Source organism: Sediminibacillus dalangtanensis, assembly GCF_017792025.1.
Classification (GTDB): Bacteria; Bacillota; Bacilli; order Bacillales; family Amphibacillaceae; genus Sediminibacillus; species Sediminibacillus dalangtanensis.
The window spans coordinates 3,775,033-3,795,256 of the sequence record NZ_CP046956.1; the positions used below are offsets into that span (position 1 = coordinate 3,775,033).

General features: G+C 45.9%; 15 protein-coding genes. 5 read left to right on the forward strand and 10 right to left on the reverse strand.

Features of this window, described 5'->3' with window-relative positions; translation table 11 throughout:
• Nucleotides 1-15: 15 nt before the first annotated feature.
• From ERJ70_RS18415 to ERJ70_RS18440, 6 genes are all read right to left on the reverse strand, one after another.
• Nucleotides 16-1,215 carry a cystathionine gamma-synthase family protein gene (locus tag ERJ70_RS18415; RefSeq protein ID WP_209366190.1) on the reverse strand — a complete coding sequence of 400 codons (1,200 nt, stop codon included), beginning with the start codon at nt 1,213-1,215 and terminating at the stop codon, nt 16-18.
• 29 nt (nt 1,216-1,244) lie between these two features.
• Nucleotides 1,245-2,453, reverse strand: coding sequence for a M24 family metallopeptidase (locus ERJ70_RS18420; RefSeq protein ID WP_209366191.1), 1,209 nt, complete (start codon nt 2,451-2,453; stop codon nt 1,245-1,247).
• Between the two features lie 445 nt (nt 2,454-2,898).
• Nucleotides 2,899-4,566, reverse strand: coding sequence for a PucR family transcriptional regulator (locus tag ERJ70_RS18425; RefSeq protein ID WP_209366192.1), 1,668 nt, complete (start codon nt 4,564-4,566; stop codon nt 2,899-2,901).
• Between the two features lie 99 nt (nt 4,567-4,665).
• Nucleotides 4,666-4,995: a MerR family transcriptional regulator gene (locus tag ERJ70_RS18430; RefSeq protein WP_209366193.1), complete on the reverse strand. Its 330-nt coding sequence runs from the start codon at nt 4,993-4,995 to the stop codon at nt 4,666-4,668.
• Nucleotides 4,996-5,514: 519 nt separating this feature from the next.
• The gene (locus ERJ70_RS18435; protein ID WP_209366194.1) at nt 5,515-7,221 is read right to left on the reverse strand and encodes an ABC transporter ATP-binding protein; all 1,707 of its coding nucleotides are present in this window, start codon (nt 7,219-7,221) and stop codon (nt 5,515-5,517) included.
• A gap of 141 nt (nt 7,222-7,362) precedes the next feature.
• Nucleotides 7,363-7,977, reverse strand: a complete 615-nt coding sequence (locus tag ERJ70_RS18440; protein WP_209366195.1) for a hypothetical protein — start codon at nt 7,975-7,977, stop codon at nt 7,363-7,365.
• Between the two features lie 319 nt (nt 7,978-8,296).
• Between ERJ70_RS18440 and ERJ70_RS18445 the strand changes: the two genes are divergently transcribed.
• Both ERJ70_RS18445 and ERJ70_RS18450 read left to right on the forward strand, forming a co-directional pair.
• Nucleotides 8,297-10,654 carry an immune inhibitor A domain-containing protein gene (locus ERJ70_RS18445; RefSeq protein WP_445190368.1) on the forward strand — a complete coding sequence of 786 codons (2,358 nt, stop codon included), beginning with the start codon at nt 8,297-8,299 and terminating at the stop codon, nt 10,652-10,654.
• A gap of 120 nt (nt 10,655-10,774) precedes the next feature.
• Nucleotides 10,775-11,086: a HesB/YadR/YfhF family protein gene (locus tag ERJ70_RS18450; protein ID WP_209366196.1), complete on the forward strand. Its 312-nt coding sequence runs from the start codon at nt 10,775-10,777 to the stop codon at nt 11,084-11,086.
• Between the two features lie 480 nt (nt 11,087-11,566).
• Here the strand turns inward: ERJ70_RS18450 and yxzF are convergent, their stop codons facing one another.
• Both yxzF and ERJ70_RS18455 read right to left on the reverse strand, forming a co-directional pair.
• Nucleotides 11,567-11,665 carry a small protein YxzF gene (gene yxzF / locus ERJ70_RS20270; RefSeq protein ID WP_508493371.1) on the reverse strand — a complete coding sequence of 33 codons (99 nt, stop codon included), beginning with the start codon at nt 11,663-11,665 and terminating at the stop codon, nt 11,567-11,569.
• A gap of 62 nt (nt 11,666-11,727) precedes the next feature.
• Nucleotides 11,728-13,218 (reverse strand): amidase, encoded by a 1,491-nt coding sequence (locus ERJ70_RS18455; protein WP_209366197.1) that lies wholly within the window; start codon nt 13,216-13,218, stop codon nt 11,728-11,730.
• Between the two features lie 165 nt (nt 13,219-13,383).
• Here ERJ70_RS18455 and ERJ70_RS18460 point away from each other — a divergent pair, with 165 nt between their 5' ends.
• Nucleotides 13,384-14,109 carry a DUF421 domain-containing protein gene (locus ERJ70_RS18460; RefSeq protein WP_209366198.1) on the forward strand — a complete coding sequence of 242 codons (726 nt, stop codon included), beginning with the start codon at nt 13,384-13,386 and terminating at the stop codon, nt 14,107-14,109.
• A gap of 3 nt (nt 14,110-14,112) precedes the next feature.
• On the opposite strand, the gene ERJ70_RS18465 is transcribed toward ERJ70_RS18460, so the two are convergent.
• Nucleotides 14,113-15,018, reverse strand: a complete 906-nt coding sequence (locus ERJ70_RS18465) for a DMT family transporter (protein ID WP_245208060.1) — start codon at nt 15,016-15,018, stop codon at nt 14,113-14,115.
• A gap of 168 nt (nt 15,019-15,186) precedes the next feature.
• Here ERJ70_RS18465 and ERJ70_RS18470 point away from each other — a divergent pair, with 168 nt between their 5' ends.
• Nucleotides 15,187-17,208 carry a methyl-accepting chemotaxis protein gene (locus ERJ70_RS18470; protein ID WP_209366199.1) on the forward strand — a complete coding sequence of 674 codons (2,022 nt, stop codon included), beginning with the start codon at nt 15,187-15,189 and terminating at the stop codon, nt 17,206-17,208.
• 223 nt (nt 17,209-17,431) lie between these two features.
• Nucleotides 17,432-17,824: a VOC family protein gene (locus tag ERJ70_RS18475; RefSeq protein WP_209366200.1), complete on the forward strand. Its 393-nt coding sequence runs from the start codon at nt 17,432-17,434 to the stop codon at nt 17,822-17,824.
• A gap of 120 nt (nt 17,825-17,944) precedes the next feature.
• Here ERJ70_RS18475 and ERJ70_RS18480 read toward each other — a convergent pair whose 3' ends face one another.
• Nucleotides 17,945-19,930 carry a PTS fructose transporter subunit IIABC gene (locus ERJ70_RS18480; protein ID WP_209366201.1) on the reverse strand — a complete coding sequence of 662 codons (1,986 nt, stop codon included), beginning with the start codon at nt 19,928-19,930 and terminating at the stop codon, nt 17,945-17,947.
• Nucleotides 19,931-20,224 lie beyond the last annotated feature (294 nt).

A 20,224-nucleotide genomic window follows, 5' to 3' on the forward strand; every position in this document is an offset into this window, starting at 1 on the left:
CTGCCCACCTCTCCCTCAACTGTTCACCAATATCTCTTCGGGTAAAGAACGGAAAGCTTGCTCTAAGTCTTCCAATAAATCTTCTATATCCTCAATCCCGGCAGAATAGCGGATCAATCCTTCCGGAATCCCCATGGCCGCCCGTTCTTCCGGGGTGCACTCAACGTGGCTGGTCGTTCGGGAAGGACCTACAATCGTTTCCACTGAGCCCAGATTGGCCGCCCGATTGGCATACTTCAATTTTGGCAGTAAGTGCCGTACGGTTTCTACGCCGCCTTTTACGGCGAAACTAAGCATTCCCCCATATCGCTCCATCTGCCGTGAAGCAACCTCGTGTCCCGGATGGTCATCGAGACCAGGATAGTAAACAGACTCGACGATCTCTTTTGTTTGCAGATACTTGGCGACAGCCATGGCATTTTCACACTGCCGGTCGACACGCAGTTTTAACGTTTTCATCCCACGAAGCAGCAGGTAGGCTGCCATCGGGTCGAGCGTTGCTCCGTTGATTTCCCGGTAGTGGTACACTTGCTCGACAAGTTCTTTGCTGCCGCAGAGTGCACCACCGAGTGCATCGGCATGACCACCGAGAAATTTTGTCGCACTGTGGATGACCAAATCAGCTCCAAGCTCCAGCGGCTGCTGGTTGATCGGCGTGGCGAACGTATTATCAACGATGACCAGCGCTCCGGCGCGCTTTCCCGCCGCTGCCATTCTTTCAATATCGGTTATTTTCACCGTCGGATTGGTCGGCGTTTCCAAATAAAGTACCTTGCAGCCTTTCGCTATTTCCTTTTCAATGGCTTCGTGGTCTCCCGTTTCACAAAGGGTTACCTCTACTTGCTGGCGGGGAAGGAATTCGGTGAAAATTTTATTGGTGCCACCATACGTATCTTTGATAGAGACGACTCTGTCACCGGGGCTGAGAAAGGTTCCCAGCGTATTGCTGATTGCTGCCATGCCGGTAGAGAAACTAGTGGCAGCCTCAGCATTTTCCAAACACCGTATTTTTTCCTCGAAGGCCTGGACGGTCGGATTCGTGTTCCTGCCGTAAATATGTCCCGGCTTGTTGCCAACCGCCACCTCGTACCATTCATCCATATCATCGTAACCAAATGATACACTATGAACGACAGGTACTTGCGTTGCACCGAAGGCAAGCGAATCCTTTTCCCCTGCCCAGATTGCCTGCGTCCCTTTTCTGATTTCTGTCATCACGACTCCTCCTCTTTTGATTTAACGTTCTAACTGATTTTTCCATCTGAAGGATTGAGAAATGCGGAATCCCGGATGATCACTTCCCGAGGATAGTGGGTAAATGTCTCACAGCCGGTTTCGGTGACTCGGATCGTTTCACTTATTTCAATCCCATAATGCTTTAACCATAGAGCAGGTATCAGATGAAACGTCATATTAGGCTGTAAAACCGTCTTATCACCACTGCGAAGACTCGCAGTGTGCTCGCCCCAGTCTGGCGGGTAGTTCAATCCGACCGAATAACCGAGCCTTGCTTCTTTCATGATGCCATGCCGCTGAATCGATTGTTTCCAAGTATCGTTTACTTCTTCGCACGTCATGCCCGGAGCTATTTTTTGCAAAACTTCATTCAATCCTTCAGTCACATAGGATGCGGTGGTCAGGATTTGTTCGTCTGGCTTGCCGATAGATACCGTCCGGGCTAACGGAACGTGATACCGTTTGTAGCATCCGGCTATTTCCATGCTTACGGTTTCACCTTCTTGAAAAGAATCGTCTGACCAGGTCAGATGAGGGACAACCGTATTCTCACCTGTCGGAAGAAATGGCACGATTGCCGGATAATCACCGCCATATTGCTCGGTCCCGGATAACATATGGTAGTAGAGTTCGGCAGCGGTGTCGCACTGTCTGCCCCCGGGTTTGACAGTTGCGATTCCTTTGGTCATCGCCTGTTCGGCAATTTTTCCCGCCCGTCTCATATATTCGATTTCTACATCGGATTTAATTAACCGGACGTGGTTGACCAATAAATCTGCATCTTGAAAGACTGCATCCGGTAAATGTTTGACCAGCTGGGAAAACGCCTTGGCCGTGAAGTAATAGTTATCCATTTCCACGCCGATGCGACGGTTTCCCTGCCCGATTTGTTTCAATATATCCGCAATGAAGGCCATAGGATGATGTGTAGGGGAATGAACGTAATAATCCGGGTAATCAATGACATTTTCATCATATAGCCATGTCCCTGATTTGGCTCCGGCTGCATCCATATGTCTTCCGACCCATAACGGCTGGGGCTGGTCCAAAATGATCACAAGCATTTGGTGAACGTAAAATGACCAAGCATCGTAACCAGATAAGTAATTCATATTTGCCGGATCGGTGATGAGCAGTACCTCGATACCTTGCGCTTCCATTTGCTGCTTCGTCTCCGTCAATCGGTTCTGGTACTCCAAAATATCAAAGGGAAGCAATTCTACCCCTCCTTCGGATGTTTATTTTTCTTACTATTATGATAATTCAAAAGAGAGGTCGTTTGCGATATGCAGGATGTATGATGTTGAGAAGCACGTTATTATACAACATTTCAAGGAAGAGTGCGGGTCTTTAAAATCTGCCATAAGACTGGACCGGGAATCCCTATGAAGTGCTTTTTCCTCGCTTCTTCGGCTCCTTTTGTTCTTCATCACTGCGATGAAGTGCGTTTCCCTCCTTTCTCCGGCTCCTTTTGATTTTCATCACTCCGATGAAGTGCTTTTTCTTCGGCTCCTTTTGTTCTTCATCACCACGATGAAGTGCGTTTCCCTCCTTTCTCTGGCTTCTTTTGATCTTCATCACTCCGCGGCTGCGCTGATGCTTAAAAAGTACTCTTTTTTATCCACATAAAACAAAAAACCTTCCATTCCGGAAGGCAGCACGTCACTCTATTTTTTGCATCATCCAAAGCCGTACACTGAGTTCCAACAAAAACAAATCATCCGGATCGACAAGGGATAGCTGTGTCAAAGACTCGATCGTACGCAGTCGGTGCAGCAAGGATTGTCTGTGTAAGTTCAAGGAACGGGCGGTCTGACTGACATTGCCCTTATGTTGGTTGTAAGCGAGAAAAGTCCGAATTAAATCGGTCTTTCTTTTTTTATCATATGCGATTAACGGAGAGACAGTCTGACTGACTATTTGTACGATCGCCTCATCGCTTGCGAAATTCATTAACAAACGGTTGATTCTCGTATCTTCGAAAAAAGTCCTGCCACCTGCTCCGTGTTGCTTTCTACCGATTTCAAGCGCCGTTTTTGCCTCCTGGTAGCTCTCCTTAAAGCAATCAATCCCACCTTCATGTTTACCTGCTCCCCAGGAAATTTCGAGGATTGGCAAAAAAGCATACAATCGTCTTTCAACAATGTCGAGAAATTGGTTAGCCGCTTTGTAATACAGCTTTTCGCTGTCCTCTAGGAAAATAATCACTTCCCCATCCTCAAACGTGGCCATCGTTCTTCTGTTTAATACAGCACCCGCATTGGTGATTTCTTTTTGTAGGTTGAAGTTGAGGCTTTGCAGCGAGGAGTTGGCCGGATTGTCATTGCGGAAATCGACCTGATTTTTATAGGAGATTTTCCCAACCAGGCAAGTGTACGGAAGGGATAAGTCGTATCCAAGCAGACCCGCTTTTGCAGTCTGAGTCCCTGTTGGTTGATTGCTTTTGACCAAGTCCAGCACATAGGTATCTTTTAAACGGATCTCCGCCATTTCCACAGCATTTTCTTTGGCAAAATGCAGGGCAAAAGCAGTCAATGCATGCTCCAGGACATTCATCATGAACCAGGTCAACGGCTGGCCGATTTCAGGCTGGAATAAAAGATACCCTTGAATTTTATGGTTATTTTGAATGGGAAGCCGGTAACAGGGACGTTTCTGAAGAAACCCAGGCTCCATATGGTGGTATAGAGGATGGTCATCAACGATACCGATTGATGCAGGAAAATGGCTATTCTGATTGGAAGCACTGCTCTCAAACAAGGCAGCCTCCGCCTCCTCGAAACAGGAGTGACAGCGAATATCGCCAGCCTCATTTTGGACTGCAACCGGCATTTGAATGTGCTGATAAACAACATCCGTGATATCGGTCAGCCCTTTGTCGTGCAGGACACTACTGATCAGCTGCTTACGAACTTCTTCCGCCTGGTTTCTTTGTTCTTGTTTCTCTTTGTTGATTTCCTGCAATACACTTTGCAGTACATCTCCAAAGCGAACCTCCCACGGCATTTCCACAATAATAAATTGGTGTTGTGCAGCAAGGGAAATGATCCTGTCTGGAATATTGAACACATAACGGCCAGTAGCAATTCCTAATAGAGAAGCGCCGGATTTGATTATGTCGAGCACAAATTGTTCGAGCTTTTCTGGATGTTCTTCACACCCCATGCCCGTGCTTAAGACAAATTCATTTTTACGGACAAAATTTTCTACCGGCCCTTCGATCACCGAGACCCATTCGACTTGCTTCCCATCAAGCAACCCTTTCCCTGTTTTTACTGCCGAGGTTTCCAACACTGGCAATTGGATAATGTCATTCGCCGTCAATCCCATCGAATCACCCCGCCTTAAAGAATCAATTAACAAAAGTTTATTTTTATAATATTCTGTTAATAACGATTCTATTATGCCGGTTTGATTCTGGCAATTCCCTCAGCTATCTTTTTGGACGCCAAAACGGGCATTGATTTGACCGCGCATCAGTTCTTTACGGATTTTTTTGTCCTCTTCCTTCCGTTTTTCCTTTAACATCTCCTGTCTGATTTCAAAGGTTTGGACGCCTTCTTCCCGCTTGTTTGCAATATCGATCAATTGCTCCACATCAGCAAATGAATACTTACGATTTCCCCTATGGGAGCGTTCTGGAAATATCAGCTTACGTTCTTCATAATAGCGAATCTGCCTTTCAGACAAACCGGTCAATTCGCTGACAACGCCTATGGTGATTACTTTTCTTTCCTTGTAAGATGTATCCTGTTCCATTTACTCACCGCCGCTAATTAGATTCGTCAACATCTTATTCCTGATTATACATGGGTAGCAAAATCATTCCTATGTTTATGTAAGATAATCTGACAAAAGAAAACAGATATGTGAGTAATCTTAACATGAGAGCGGGCATGTTTTTCCTGGGTTAGGACATACTTTAGTTGGAAAACTGTCTTTCATTCTGTTGTTTAATAAATTTGATGCCAAAAAACTCGGACCTTTTGCAAGAAGAGGACCGAGTTTTTAGCAGTTCATATAAACGTATAGGTGATTTTCTATTTCATTAAAAACCATCTCATTAAAAGGAAAACAGCTAAGGCCACCCACATAATCGTTTGTTTCATGGTATAGCCTCTCTATATCTAAAGTTTTCCACCCATAGAACCTTTATTTTAACAAGCAGCATAATTCGAAGGTTATATTAAAAATTAAAGAAGGACAGCCAGACGACCATCAAATTTCCCACTGCAAAACAGATATACCCAGAATTTCCCTAGTTTTCCATTAATCTAGTTAACCATGCTTGTTCAGGCCGGCAAATACGCCGCCTTTTTCCATCAGCTCTTGATGGCTTCCTTCTTCTTCGATTCCATTTTCCGTGACGACGACAATCCGGTCGGCGTTGCGAATGGTGGCCAGACGGTGTGCAATGATCAGCGTTGTTCTATCTTCTGCAAGTTCATTCAATGCCTGCTGGATGATTAGCTCTGTTTCCGTATCTAAAGCTGATGTTGCCTCATCCAATATTAAGATCGGAGGATTTTTTAAAAACATCCTGGCTATCGCAATCCGCTGCTTCTGTCCGCCTGATAGCTTAAGCCCTCTTTCTCCCACAGGCGTTTCATAGCCCAACGGCAAAGATTTGATAAAATCCTGCAAATGGGCTTTTCGTGCCGCCTCTTCAATTTCCTCGTCGGTGGCATCCAACTTGCCGTAAGCGATATTTTCCTTTAAAGTGCCCGTGAACAAAAATACATCCTGTTGGACGATGCCTATTTGGTCACGCAGCGATTGTTTGCGCAGGTCCCGGATATCCATATCATCCACGGTGATCCGGCCTTCATCCACATCATAGAATCGAGGAATCAACGAACAGATCGTTGTTTTTCCTGCACCGGAAGGACCGACAAAAGCAACCGTTTCTCCGGCTGGTATTGACAGGTTGATATGACTCAATACTTGCTTGGAATGCTCATAGCTGAAAGAGACATCCTCAAATCGGATATTTCCTTTCAGTCCACTGATTTTTTTCGCATCCGGTTTGTCCTGCACTTCAGGTATCGTATCGATTAAATCGATAAACCGTTTAAAGCCGGCCATTCCTTTTGGATACAGTTCCATCAGCGCACTCACTTTATCTATCGGTTTGAACAATACATTGACATATAGGACGAACCCTACCAACTGACCATATGAGAGTTCTCCGGTAAAACTGAGCCAGGCGCCGACGACGAGAACAATCAGTGTAATGAATCTGGTCATCATATAAATCCCTGACGTACCGTAGGACATCACTTTATAGGAACGCAGCTTCGCTTTCCGGAAGTTTTGGTTATCCTTTTGAAAACGGCTGATTTCGTATTCTTCATTGGTGAAGGATTGGACGACCCTCACACCGGAAACACTGTCCTCGACCCTGGCATTGACCTCCGCAATTTCCCTGTACATCTTTCTCCAAGCCTCATTCATTTTAAGGTTGCAGTAGGTAATCAGCCAGACCAAAAATGGAACGATGATCAGAATGATGACGGCTAGCTTCATATTGACCGTAAACATGATGATAAAGGCACCCGCAAATGTCATAATCGAGATAAACAAATCCTCTGGGCCATGATGTGCCAGTTCCCCAATATCAAATAAATCGTTGGTGACACGACTCATGATATGGCCGGTTTTGGTATTGTCAAAAAAACGGAATGATTGTTTTTGCACATGCTGAAAAAGCTGGCGGCGCATATCGGTTTCGATATTGATGCCCAGCTTGTGTCCCCAGTAGTTGACAATATATTGTAAAAAGGTACTTAAAACATATAATCCAAACAACCCAATGCTGACCCAGGCGATGGCATTCCAATTATGAGTCGGCAGCAGTTTATCGACAAACCTTTGCACAGCCAGCGGAAAGGCAAGCTCCAGCAAAGCGACAATCACTGCGCAGGAAAAGTCGATAGTAAACAATTTTCGGTGCGGTAGATAATAAGCAAAAAAACGCGAAATCACGTATAGCACTTCCTTTAATTCGACAAGTCTATTCGGATTATATGCCTTTGCAGGTCATTAGGCAAGAAAGAATCGTAGCGAATGGAGCAAAATAACTCTTTTCATAGAAAAAAGGCAGGGATACGGCCCTTGCCTTCACCATTAGGGTAATACCGTCTGGTTATGATTGTCCCAAGCATTATGTTTTCTATCTAACTTATAGAAAATCGCATCTAATTTTTCCATTATTTCTTCTTTCACAGTTTCGTTATCGCTGTTTTTGTACTTATCCAATAGCTTAAAAGCTTTGGTAATGTCGTCTTCCGCATATCCAAAACCTCTTATAGTATGTGCGTACGTTTCTATAGTGGATGCCATTTTTTCTTCCGCTAAAGGATATTCCTTATTTGAATAATTTCCATTTCGAAGGGCGTCAACAAAAGTATGTGCTCGTTTTATCGCTATTCCTGGTTCATTATTGATAGAAACAGAGTTTTCATGAACCACCTTGTCGTCTGTGGTTTGACCAAAATGATTTTCCTTGGTGAGTTTATCTCTATCAACTTGGACCGGCAATGGGTAGTCTTCATCCGATTCAAAAGCTTCTGCTAAACCATTATTTGAGACATTGCGATCTGTAAGCTCGTTCATTGCTGCGTGTACCACATCTTTATCAGCAGATTGACTGTCGAAGTCTCCCACGTTGATTACTCCCAATACAATTAAGGATGCAATAACAAATCCAAAGCATGCCCATTTCATGATTCTGTTTTGCATAATATCCCCTTCCTATTTAAGTCTTTCTATCAAGCGTACCGGAATATCCCCAAGGTCTCAACCCATTTTTTGGCATTTGCTATTTATCTCCATAAAAGGATGCCGAATTTGCTTTTTGGAGAATTCCCTGAAGCGCAGATTCTAGGAAAACTTATATCTTTTAATAGATCACTCCCTACTATATACCCAATTTTCTAAGCGGCCGCCGGGCAAATCTTACCATTTTGTAGAAACTTATGTGTTATTTATAGTAATCTACTAGGATTTTATGGTATTTTATAGATTGTAAATATTCAGAAAATTACGAGGGGGAGTTTTTTTGAACAAACGAAAAATCGCTTCAACTGCTATGGCGATGGCTTTAGGTTTGAGTACCTTGACCGTTGGTGCTCTATCACCGGTCCAAAAAGCACAGGCAGAAACGTTGAGTCCAAAGGTTCCTACGGCTCAAGTCGGTTCACCGGTTGACCTGGGAATTGCCAATGACGAGAAGCTGATCGAGATGTTGAAAGAAGAGGGGAAAATTGCTGCGGATGCCACAGCTGAGGAGGCTCAAGAAGCATTAAACCGTTTTTTGAAGGCAAAGGCAAAAGGTGCTCCAAAAGAGGAAACGCCTGACTCAGAAGTAAACAAAAAAGATGTTCTAAATGATAACAAAAGCAATAATGCATTGACGAATGGGAAAGGAAACAAACTTGGCATAGCCAAGAAGAATAAAGTAGGCAGTGTCGAAGAAGAATCGTATGACGGCTCTGTCCGGGAAGACAAAGTGTTGGTACTTGCCATCGACTTCCCAGATTATGAGAAAAGTTCGATCACAGAAGATGAAACAGATATGTTCTATGAAGATTATACCCATGATCACTTCCAAGACATGATTTTTGGAGAAAATGGCTATGAAGGACCAAATGGAGAAAATCTTGTCTCGATGAAACAATACTATGAGCAGCAGTCCGGCGGAAGTTATACAGTGGACGGAACGGTAGCCGGCTGGTACACAGCCGATCACGAAGCGGCTTACTATGGCGGAAATTACCCGACACCTGATGGCAGTGACGCGCGTCCACGTGAATTGGTGTACGAAGCATTGAGCAAGGCAGCGCAAGACCCGAACGTCAATTTGTCAGAATACGACCAATGGGATCGCGATGACTATGACGGTGACGGCGTCTACCATGAGCCGGACGGAATTATCGACCATTTGATGGTCATCCATGCCGGTGTTGGGGAAGAAGCAGGCGGAGGTAACCTGGGAGCAGATGCTATCTGGTCACACCGCTGGAATCTTGGCAACCTGGTTGCTGTTCCTGGCGCAAGCTCAGACAGCCCTCGTTTCGGTGGACAGTTGGCAGCCTATGACTATACCATCGAGCCAGAAGATGGAGCTGCCGGCGTATTCGCACATGAATACGGCCATGACCTTGGCCTGCCGGATGAATATGATACCCAATATACCGGAGCGGGTGAGCCTGTTTCTTACTGGTCGATCATGTCAAGCGGCAGCTGGGCAGGAGACGTACCAGGTACAGAACCTAGTGGTTTCAGTCCTTATGCAAAAGAGTACTTACAAGCTGAACATGGCGGCAATTGGCTAAGCGGAACGAACTTGAACGCGGATGAAATCACCGGCAACGGTACGAGCATCCTGCTCGATGAAGGGGTAACAAAAGGCACGAACAACGATGCCGTAAGAATTGACCTTCCGGATAAAGAAACCGAAGTAAACCAGCCTGCCAGCGGTCAGTATGAATACTTTAGCGGCAGCGGAAACAATCTGGATAACTCCATGACGTTGAGTGTCGATTTAACCGGAGCATCCAGTGCTGAACTGAACTTTAAAGCATGGTATAACATTGAATCAGATTGGGATTATGCTTCCGTAAAAGTAAATGGTGAATCAATTGAAGGAAACATCACTACAACAGAAGATCCAAATGGACAGAATCCTGGATATGGGATCACTGGCAATTCTGATGGATGGGTGGATGCCAGCTTCGACTTGTCCAGCTATGCCGGGCAAGAGGTGGAAGTAGAATTGAACTACTGGACAGACGTCGCAGTGGCGCAGCCTGGTTTCTATGTGGATGACATTACGGTCACTGCAGACGGAACTGCAGTCGTGGAAGACGATGCCGAGGGTGACTCTCCGTTTGCATTGGATGGATTTGTAAAGGATGAAGGAAAGTTCTATTCAGAACATTATTACCTGCTTGAGTGGAGATCCCACAACGGGGTGGATGAAGGGCTAGCTCACATTCGCAGAGGTGCAAGCCTGATGAGTTTTGACGAAGGTCTCATGGTCTGGTATGTCGATAACTCCTATAGTGAAAACTGGACCGGTGTACACCCTGGTGAAGGATTCCTAGGCGTGGTTGATGCCGACCAGCATACGAATTACTGGAGTGACGGTTCGGTAGCAGATACCCGCTATCAGCTGAACGACGCCGCATTCAGCCTGCACAAGTCTAGTAAAATGTTCCTTGATTATACCGAAACACTCGGCGTAACATTGACAGATAACCATACCAAACGCCGTCCATTGTTCGATGACAGTGCCGATTACAGCAATCCAGGATTGCCAGATGCAGGACGCAATGTTCCTACAGAAGGATTGAAGTTCCGCATTATCGGAGAAAGCACTGATGGAACAGTAGGAAACGTATTGATTTATAAGTAATGAACAAAAAAAGCCGGCTCAGCAGCCGGCTTTTTTGTGTCTATTTTTTGTCGCTCCATTGCAGAAATAGTGAAGAGAGGGATTTTTTTGATATAGTAAAAGGGACAAGGAGGAACAAACATGATTTCCATAACTCAACCTGCAGCAAAATGGTACATAAAGGAACTGGATTTGTCGGAAGGAGATGCCGTCCGATTTTATGCGAGATACGGCGGTCATGGCGGCTTGCACAGGGGATTCTCTCTTGCCCTTGCAATCGAGCAGCCAAAGGAGCCGGTTTTTCGCACCGAGTCATTAGGCATTACTTTCTTTGTGGAAGAATCGGATGCCTGGTATTTTGAAGGGTATAACTTCCATATTAAATATAAACGGAAATACGAAGAAGTCGAATTTGCGTTTGAACCTATAGAAAACGTCAATGAGAACGATTAGACAGAGAGTGCAATTATAAACATTCTGCCGTGATAAGAAAAGCAGGGGCAAGATGCACGACTCCTCTGGGAAAAGCAACAACTGAGATCCCGCAGAAAAGCAGGCTTTGCTTTTCGAGGGGGCTGAAGTGTTACCAGCGGATAGCGAGTATCTTGCAGAAGCGGCGGGACATTACGCATTTTCAAAAGTGTGTTTTCCTGATCACCATTTTAAGCTTTCTTTTCTAGGACAAAAGCGCAAGCGCCTTGCTCACCCCCGACAAGCTTAAGAACAGCCTCGGCGTGGCGCTTTTTGCCACACAGAGGGTGGGCTTAAGACCTCGAGGGGGTAGGCGCTGGAGCTGGACGTGGCTGTTTCAGCCAATAATTATCCACAGACAGTTAAATTTATAATTTCCTATACAATTAAAAAACTGCCGAAAAAAATCCGGCAGCTAGCAAGCACCGCCGGATGGCGGTGCTTTTCTTTATTTATCGCACATTAATATCGGCCCGCATTGCGGCGGCTGTTTCTGAATTTACGGATGAGCGGATAAACCATCGGCCCCCACTTGATCAACCTTTTGATCCATTTTCCCATAGTACGGATCCTCCTTTGTTGTAGGTAATTTCCCTTTTTTCATTGGATCCTAAACAAAAATATCATTTCCGGTTAATTGCAGCTGCTTCGGTATCCAGCCAAAAATCCGTTTTCTCCAGTTGACCGGCTATCTGCAGTAATAGAACTTCCCATCCTTTTGGAGCAATGAACTGAACCCCCATCGGCAGACCGCTGTCAGACAAGTGTACAGGCACTGTCATCGCCGGCTGCCCGGTCAAATTGGCCAGCTGCGTATGTGGAGTATATGTCAAACTCGGTTCGAACATTTCATAAACCATCTCCTGCTGTCTGCGTTTGTTGACACTCTCCACCTTCAGCAATTGCTCGGTTTCTTCCACAGTATGAGTAAGTTCTCCATTCTCCGGTGCCGGGTGGGCATTGGCCGGAGTGATATAAAAATCGTATCGTTTATGAAAATCAGCCATAGCCGCAGCAGCGGTATCCCATTCAGCCAGGCTGCGGGAATATTCAGCCGCCGTCACGTTCTGACCGGCCCGGTACAACACCCAGGAGACAATCTCCATGTCATCAAATGTCATCTTTCTGTCCAACGCTTTCTCCATACCAGCCATCATAGCAGAAATTTCTCCACTATTCATGATATAGTAGTTCTCCATCAGTCTGATGCCATCGATGGGAGCTTCCATCTCCTCAACTTCATGACCTTGTTCCTCCAGCCACCGTGCCACTTTATGTACAGCAGTCTCGGCCTCTTTACTTACAGGAGTTCCCACCGGCGAAGCCGTCGTATAAGCAACCCGGTATTTTTTCCTTAAGGGTTTTTGCATATCCTTCAAGTAATTGCCTTCATACAGCGGGATATGGAATGCAGCTTCCTGTTGAAAGGTCTGGAGCAGATCCAGCATCGCTGCACTGTCCCGAACGGAACGGGACAACGCAAAGTCGATTGAAGCTCCTTGCCACTGTCGCCCATTCCCCGGACCGACCGGTGTCCTTCCTCTTGTCGGTTTTAAACCGAATAAACCAGTAAAAGAGGCTGGAATTCGGATAGATCCGCCACCGTCACTCGCACCGGCGACGGGCACGATGCCGGATGCAACAGCAGCTGCTGAGCCCCCGCTTGACCCGCCTGATGAATGGTTTCTGTTCCATGGATTTTTTGTCGCTCCATAAAGTTCCGGTTCGGATATATTTTTCAGTCCGAATTCTGGTGTATTGGTTTGTCCGATAAATAAAAATCCTGCTTTACGGAGACGCGCCACTAAATTGGAGTCCCTTTTTGCAATATTGTCACGTAATAAACGAGAGCCGGCGGTCAAAGGCTCCCCCTCCATTGCCTGGGAAATATCTTTCAATGCCATCGGTACACCGGCAAATGGTTGGGCGTCTACATCAAGCTGTTCCGCTTCTTTGAAGACCTTGTCTTTACGAGAACGAATCACGGCATTTAATGCGGGATTCACTTCTTCCAAACGTTGAAACGCATGCTCCAGCAATTCCTGTGGCTTCACTTGCCTTTGTTTTACCAATTCTGCCAACCCGACTGCATCATATTGGTTATATGTATCCATGCTTTCCCTCCTGCTTATTGACTGATTGTCCGATTATCTTTCTATTTTGCAATAACTGGCTTCATAGATAAAGCCAAAGCTCTCCACCACCTGCATAAATACAGCTAAACGAGCCAAATTAAATACAACCGGAGACAACTCTACAGAAAGGGTGTGAACGACCATATGGCCGATTTTTTCAAAGATTCCTTGCTCGTCCTGTTTCGGATAGCCACTATCCTGCCCTTTTTATTAATTATTACCTTATTCATGGGAAAACGGGCCATTGGAGAACTGCCCGTATTCGACTTTTTAATCGTGTTGACAATCGGAGCAGTCGTTGGCGCAGATATTGCCGATCCTGGCATCGAACATCTGCCAACCGTTATCGCCGTGCTGGGAATTGCCGTACTGCAGCGCCTTGTAGCCAAATGGAAGCTATCAAGCCGTAAATTCGGCAAACTAGTGACCTTTGAACCGACACTCGTCATCCAAAACGGGAAGCTGTTAAGGGGAAACTTAAAAAAAATCCATTATTCCATCGATAATGTCCTGCAGATGCTCCGGGAAAAAAATGTGTTTGATATTTCGGAGGTAGAGACAGCTGTCATCGAGGCAAACGGTTCCCTGAGTGTATTGAAAAAATCACAAAAAAACACGGTCACGCGGGAAGACATGGGTCTCTCCCAGCAAGCAGCCAGTATTGCTTATCCAGTCGTAATGGAAGGAAAGATATATCATTCCGTTCTGGAAAAATTCCAGGTCGATCAGGACTGGCTGTTGAACCAGCTAGCAGCCCAAAATATACCTGACCCGGAATCGGTCTTTCTTGCCACCATTAATCAGCAATTGGAACTGCACATTTCGTTGAAAGATGAGGCGACAATCGATTTGCCGCCGGTCATTCACTAGGTTTTACACACGGTTTGCTTTTCCATGCCGGTTTTCAAGTTGCTTCTCTCCCCCTGTTAACACAACCATCCCGCTCAGAAGAACCAGCATGCCAAACCAGGAAACAGCAGTTAGTGTTTCTCCGACCAAAAACACACCCAATACAGCTGCAGTAAGCGGCTCTGCCAAGGACAATGTGACCGCTGTGGAAGAATGTATCCCCCGTAGACCAAGTGAAAACAGAAGATAAGCCGCACTGGTTGCAGCGATTCCGAGGTGAAGACCAACGGCTATTCCCTGCCACTGTTCAATCCAGGTCATATCATACAAAAACAGCAGCGGAGCAAGCAGCAGCGCACTACCAGTAAAGATAACAGCTGTTACCGACAGCGCGGAACGGTTTTCCATTAGCTGCTTACTCGTCAAGGAGTAGACAGCAAAGGACAAACCGGCACCGAGTGCAAGCAGTACTCCTAGCGGCCGGACAGTCACTGTGCCGGTGTTCACAAACAGTAATAGACATCCAGTAACTGCCAGCAATGTAGCTATTCCCCACCGGATCGTCTGTTTTTTTCGATAAAAAACCACTTCCAAAATCCCTGCCAAAATAGGGGCACTTCCTATCGCCGTTACTGTTCCGACAGCCACGCCTGTCATCGTCACCGCGGAAAAGAACAGCGGCTGATAACAAGCCATACTGATCACCGCAGGTAGCGCCTGCTTCGACGAAAACCCTCGCAAGGAACTGCCCTTCCTATCAAATAACAACAATAACAGGAGAAGTGTAACACCCCCTACAGCAAGCCGGATAGTTCCCACAGCCACTGGGTGCGCCGTTTCCGGTGCAAATGTCTGTGCTGTCCCGGTCGTCCCCCAAAGCACGGCCCCGCATATGACAAGCAGGAATGGCATCCTCTCTCTCATGATCATCAAGCAACCCTTCTATACAAGAATCTATACATTTCTTTCTAATTAGTATAAATAATTACGAATATTTTGACGATGAAAAAGGTAGAACTGCTGCTTTGTACCTATGATAGAAGAAAGCATTTCCTTAAAAGCAGCTGACCTGACACAAACAACGATGGGGGTATTACCATGACCACGAACAGAAAAAAAGAAAAAAACACTGGTCGCTTTTTCTCTAAAACCTTACAGCGGCAAATCCTGATTCCGCTGATCACCTTGATATTGGCCGCCGGTGCCGCGATCGGGTATATCAGCTACACCTTCAGTGCATCCTTGACCACTGATGAACTGACCAACAGTATCGAGAGCCAGACAAACGTGTTAAATGAATCGTTTGAAACATTTTTCCGCGGCCAGGAACAACTCATCAATCATTATGCTGAACAAAACGAATTTACCCATTTTGACGAGCAACGCAGTAACATGATGGACGCTTTAACGAATATTTCTTCTTCTAATGAAGCGATTTCTACAGCGTACCTTGGTACCGAAAAAGAGGGGGAAATGCTGACCGCCCCAGCACTGGACTTGTCGGATGATTATGATCCCAGGACCCGCCCCTGGTACCAGGAAGCGACCGAGAATATCGGGAAGGTCATTTGGACAGAGCCATATATTGATGCCGATACCGGAGAGTTGATTGTCAGCGCGGCAAAAGCGGTGGAAGCTGGTACGGGGGCTGTCGGCGTTTTGTCAATCGATATCAATATGCAGTCAGTCCTTGACATGATAAGCACAGTGGAAATCGGCGAGTCCGGTTATGCAGCGATCATGGATAAATCCGGAAAATTCGTCGTTCATCCAAATGAAGCATATATCGGCGAAGATATGTCTGGAGAATCCTTCTATCAACAAATCATCGAGCAAAACAACAGTTCCGGTGCGGTTGACTTTTCATGGGACGGCGGGGATAAAACGGCAGGATATACCTTAAATGACCGGTTGAATTGGATCATTCTCGGCACAGTGGACAAGGCTGAATTAGCGAAGAAATCCCAGCCGATTCTCATACCAATCGCCATCAGCATACTTGTTGTCTTACTGCTCTCCGCACTTCTTACTTGGATAATCGCCGGTCGAATTACCCGTCCGATTAAAACCTTACGGGAAAAAATGAAGACCGTCGAGGAGGGCGACTTATCTGTAGAACTTACTCATGATAGCACCAATGAAATCGGACAGCTGTCCCAATCAATCAATGAGATGAAAGAGAGCCTCCGTTCGATTATCCGCAATGTAACTGAAGCCACCACTGCGGTTTCCGGTCAAAGCTCCCAGTTGACCAGATCAGCAGAAGAAGTCAAGGAAGGGAGCCAGCAGATCGCTTCCACGATGCAGGAATTAACCTCGGGAGCTGAAACACAGGCCAACAGTTCTACCGAGTTATCGGAAATGATGACGGATTTCATGGCCAAAATCAACCAGGCTCATGAAAATGGCGAGCAAATCGCCGGTACCTCTGATGATGTCTTGCAGATGACGCAAAACGGAAGCTCCATGATGGAAAAATCGGTCAGCCAGATGAAAAACATCGAAGGCATCGTCAAGGAGGCTGTAACAAAAGTGCAAGGACTGGACTCCCAGTCCCAGCAAATCTCCAAGCTGATCAATGTGATCAACGATATTGCAGAACAAACCAACTTGTTGTCCTTGAATGCTGCTATCGAAGCAGCGCGTGCCGGAGAGCACGGCAAAGGATTTGCCGTTGTTGCAAATGAAGTGCGCAAGCTGGCCGAACAAGTCTCTAACTCTGTAGGTGATATTACGGATATAGTCGGCAACATCCAGCATGAATCCAGCAGCGTGGCAGCCTCGTTGGAATCGGGATATAAGGAAGTCGAAGAAGGATCTCGTCAAATCGGGGCTACTGGAGAAACGTTTAGCGATATCGATCAATCTGTCAGAAATATGGTGGAAAGAATCCAGCATATTTCCACAAACCTTCGTGACATTGCCGAAAACAGCAACAGCATGAATGAATCGATTCAGGAAATCGCAGCAGTGTCAGAAGAATCGGCAGCAGGCATCGAACAGGCATCAGCTTCTGCCCAGCAATCAACCAGTGCGATGGAGGAAGTCTCCGAAAACGCCGGGGAACTTTCCCGTCTTGCAGAGGAATTGGAGGAGCAGACAGCGAAATATAAGGCGTGAATATGGGAAAAACGTGAAGATTTTTATACCTTCACGTTTTTTTCTTCACCTGACCCTTTATGGAAGGATAAGTATTGTGTCGTATAAAGAGAAAACCTAAAGCGGAATGGTAATACTGTGTTAATCTATAGAAGAAGGTACTGCTTTAAGATTAGCAGAACAAATCGTTTAAGCTAAACTGTTGGTAGAAAATATTCGGATTCGTTGGGGGGAGTATTATCACATGGAATTTAAAGAATTTGGATTGATACTGTTTGTGGAAGAGTACGAAAAATGCATCCACTTTTATAGGAATGTTATAAAATTACCCATAAGAAATAGAAAAGAAACACTGGTGACCTTTGATTTACCAAATGGTTACTTAATGGTAGAGCAAGGCGGGATTGGCTCCCTTCAAGAAAAGCAAAGAAAACAAAATCCTACTGTTATCCGTTTTGATGTAGAGTCATTAACTACTGCAGTAGAAAAGTTAGAGAACCGTGGCGCTGTATTCTTGAACAGGACTTTACAATTTGATTGGGGTACTATTGCCGTTTTATTGGACCCTGATGGAAACAGGATTGAATTAGGCGAAATAAATCATTCAAGTGGCTCATTTAAACCAAATAGTGATTAAAAGCATAAAGCCCTTATTGAAAAAACACGCTTGGATCTATTTCCAAGCGTGTTTTCGGTTGATTGCATGGTTACTTACGGCCCAGTAATAATATTGAATTTTGTAGGCATGCATACTATCTTATTGCACCTTTTGGAGCAACTTGTAAGCTTCTTCTTTCGTCTGTACTTGCAGCAGCTGCTCGCGATAGTTTTCATCCATCAGTTTGCGGGACAGCATCTGCAAGATTTTTAGATGGGCATTCCCTTCTGCTTGCTCCGGTACGGCAATCAGGAAAATCAGCTTGGCAGTCGTGCCATCCATGCTGTTCCAATCGACACCGTCCGGTTTCATCCCGAATACGACACTTGGTCGTTTAACGGCATTGGATTTCCCGTGCGGGATGGCGATGTTCATGCCGATTCCGGTTGTACTCTCTTGTTCCCGTTCGATGATTTTCTGCTTGAGTTCTTGTGCTGAAGTCAGTAAGCCATTGGCATCCAATTTCCCGATCAGCTCATCCATCACTTCATCCTGGGTATTTCCCTGTAAATCGATATCGATCAACTCGGGACTCGTGATATCGGTCAGCTTGTTGATCTCATCAAGTGATCTTGCACCAGGCTCTTCTGTGTCAGCCGTTTCTGTTGTTGTTTGCTGATTATCCATCGATAATTGCTCAGTTGCATCTTCTGCATAAACATCCTCTTCACCGCCAACCGGCGCCAGCTGGTCCGGCACGTCTTTTTTGATCAGCTTAATCATCAATGCTGTCACAATCGCCCCAACGATGATGGCGATGAAAAACATGATGACATTATCCACTGCGCCGAGGACCCCGACGATCGGCCCGCCATGGGCAACCCTATCCCCTACATTGCCAAGCATCGCAATGACGGAACCTGCCATCGAACCGACCATGATACTCGGGATGACACGCAGCGGATCTTGAGCGGCAAATGGTATCGCGCCCTCTGTTATGCCAAACAATCCCATCGTAAAGGAAGCCTTTCCTGTTTCAATTTCGGTTTTTTGGAACTTCTGCTTGAACAGGAAGGTAGCCAGGCCAAGCCCGATTGGCGGGATGGCGATCGCTGCGGCAATCGGCCCCATGATTTCATAGTTGCCTTCCCCGATCATGGCTGAACCGAATAAAAATGCCACTTTGTTTACAGGTCCACCCATATCGAATGAGATCATCGCACCTAAAATCAGTGCCAACAGAATGGAACTTGTTCCCTGCATGCCTGCCAGCCAAGAGGTCAGTGATTCAAATACTTGTGCTACCGGTCCGCCAATAATGAATACAAATGCCAGACCTACAATAAGTGCTGAAAAGACCGGTATGATGATAATCGGCATAATTGGCTGGACTGCTTTCGGCACTTTCAGTTTTTTAATCCATAGCGCTACATATCCTGCCAGGAAGCCGGCAATGATACCGCCGAGAAAACCGGCACCCGCTTCACTATTGTAAAAACTGCCATTAGCTGCAATATAACCACCGATGATACCAGGTGCCAGACCGGGACGATCCGCTATACTGAACGCAATGAAGCCGGCCAATATCGGTACCATGAATGTAAAGGAGGCGCCACCGATGCTTTCAATCGTTTTCCAGAACGATCCTTCCGGTATCTGGATGCCCTCCGGCGTCTGCTGTCCGCCCAACGACAGAGCAATTGCAATCAACAGACCACCGACGACGATAAACGGAATCATATAGGAAACACCGTTCATCAAATGGCGGTAAATCGGATTTTCTTTATCCTTTTTTTTCTGAGAATTTGCCCTTTTTGTATCGGCTTGTCCCTGATACACCGGCACATCTCCGCTCATGACCTTGTTGATCAACTGCTTCGGCTGGCGTATTCCTTCCTGCACGCCTACCACCAGCAATTTTTTTCCGGAGAACCGATCTTTTTCTACTGTCTTGTCTGCGGCGATGATGATGCCATCTGCCTCTGCTATGTCCTGTTCGCTAAATTCATTTTCCACCCCAATGGAACCTTGTGTTTCCACTTTGATGTCTACACCCAATTCATCGGCAGCTTTTTGCAGATTTTCTGCTGCCATGTACGTATGGGCTATGCCATTGGGGCACGAAGTAATCGCTAACAATTTCATCCTGATTCCTCCTAACTTCGTAATCGCTTACATACACTATACCCCTTCTGAACCAGGACAAAAGTTTTGTTTTTTTCCATTGCTCCGGAAAAATGGATATTTTTTTGCGTTTCACCACGCTAATAAGTTCCATTCTCCTCTTCAAAAACAATGGCATTTTTCCTTCATGAAACTCCAGGAGTAACGAGTAGCCGTACTCTTAAGATCAGCACGAACTTACGACAATAGACTCAGATAATCGGTGAAGAAAAGGCAGGAGAGTGCGCCCAAGAAGCATGACCAGCCGCCTCAGAA

Coding starts and splice junctions, on each gene's coding strand:
- ERJ70_RS18415 (WP_209366190.1), bottom strand. CDS start 1,215: ATGACAGAAATCAGAAAAGGGACGCAGGCAATCTGGGCAGGGGAAAAG.
- ERJ70_RS18425 (WP_209366192.1), bottom strand. CDS start 4,566: ATGGGATTGACGGCGAATGACATTATCCAATTGCCAGTGTTGGAAACC.
- ERJ70_RS18430 (WP_209366193.1), bottom strand. CDS start 4,995: ATGGAACAGGATACATCTTACAAGGAAAGAAAAGTAATCACCATAGGC.
- ERJ70_RS18440 (WP_209366195.1), bottom strand. CDS start 7,977: ATGCAAAACAGAATCATGAAATGGGCATGCTTTGGATTTGTTATTGCA.
- ERJ70_RS18450 (WP_209366196.1), top strand. CDS start 10,775: ATGATTTCCATAACTCAACCTGCAGCAAAATGGTACATAAAGGAACTG.
- yxzF (WP_508493371.1), bottom strand. CDS start 11,665: ATGGGAAAATGGATCAAAAGGTTGATCAAGTGGGGGCCGATGGTTTAT.
- ERJ70_RS18455 (WP_209366197.1), bottom strand. CDS start 13,218: ATGGATACATATAACCAATATGATGCAGTCGGGTTGGCAGAATTGGTA.
- ERJ70_RS18460 (WP_209366198.1), top strand. CDS start 13,384: ATGGCCGATTTTTTCAAAGATTCCTTGCTCGTCCTGTTTCGGATAGCC.
- ERJ70_RS18465 (WP_245208060.1), bottom strand. CDS start 15,018: ATGATCATGAGAGAGAGGATGCCATTCCTGCTTGTCATATGCGGGGCC.
- ERJ70_RS18470 (WP_209366199.1), top strand. CDS start 15,187: ATGACCACGAACAGAAAAAAAGAAAAAAACACTGGTCGCTTTTTCTCT.
- ERJ70_RS18475 (WP_209366200.1), top strand. CDS start 17,432: ATGGAATTTAAAGAATTTGGATTGATACTGTTTGTGGAAGAGTACGAA.
- ERJ70_RS18480 (WP_209366201.1), bottom strand. CDS start 19,930: ATGAAATTGTTAGCGATTACTTCGTGCCCCAATGGCATAGCCCATACG.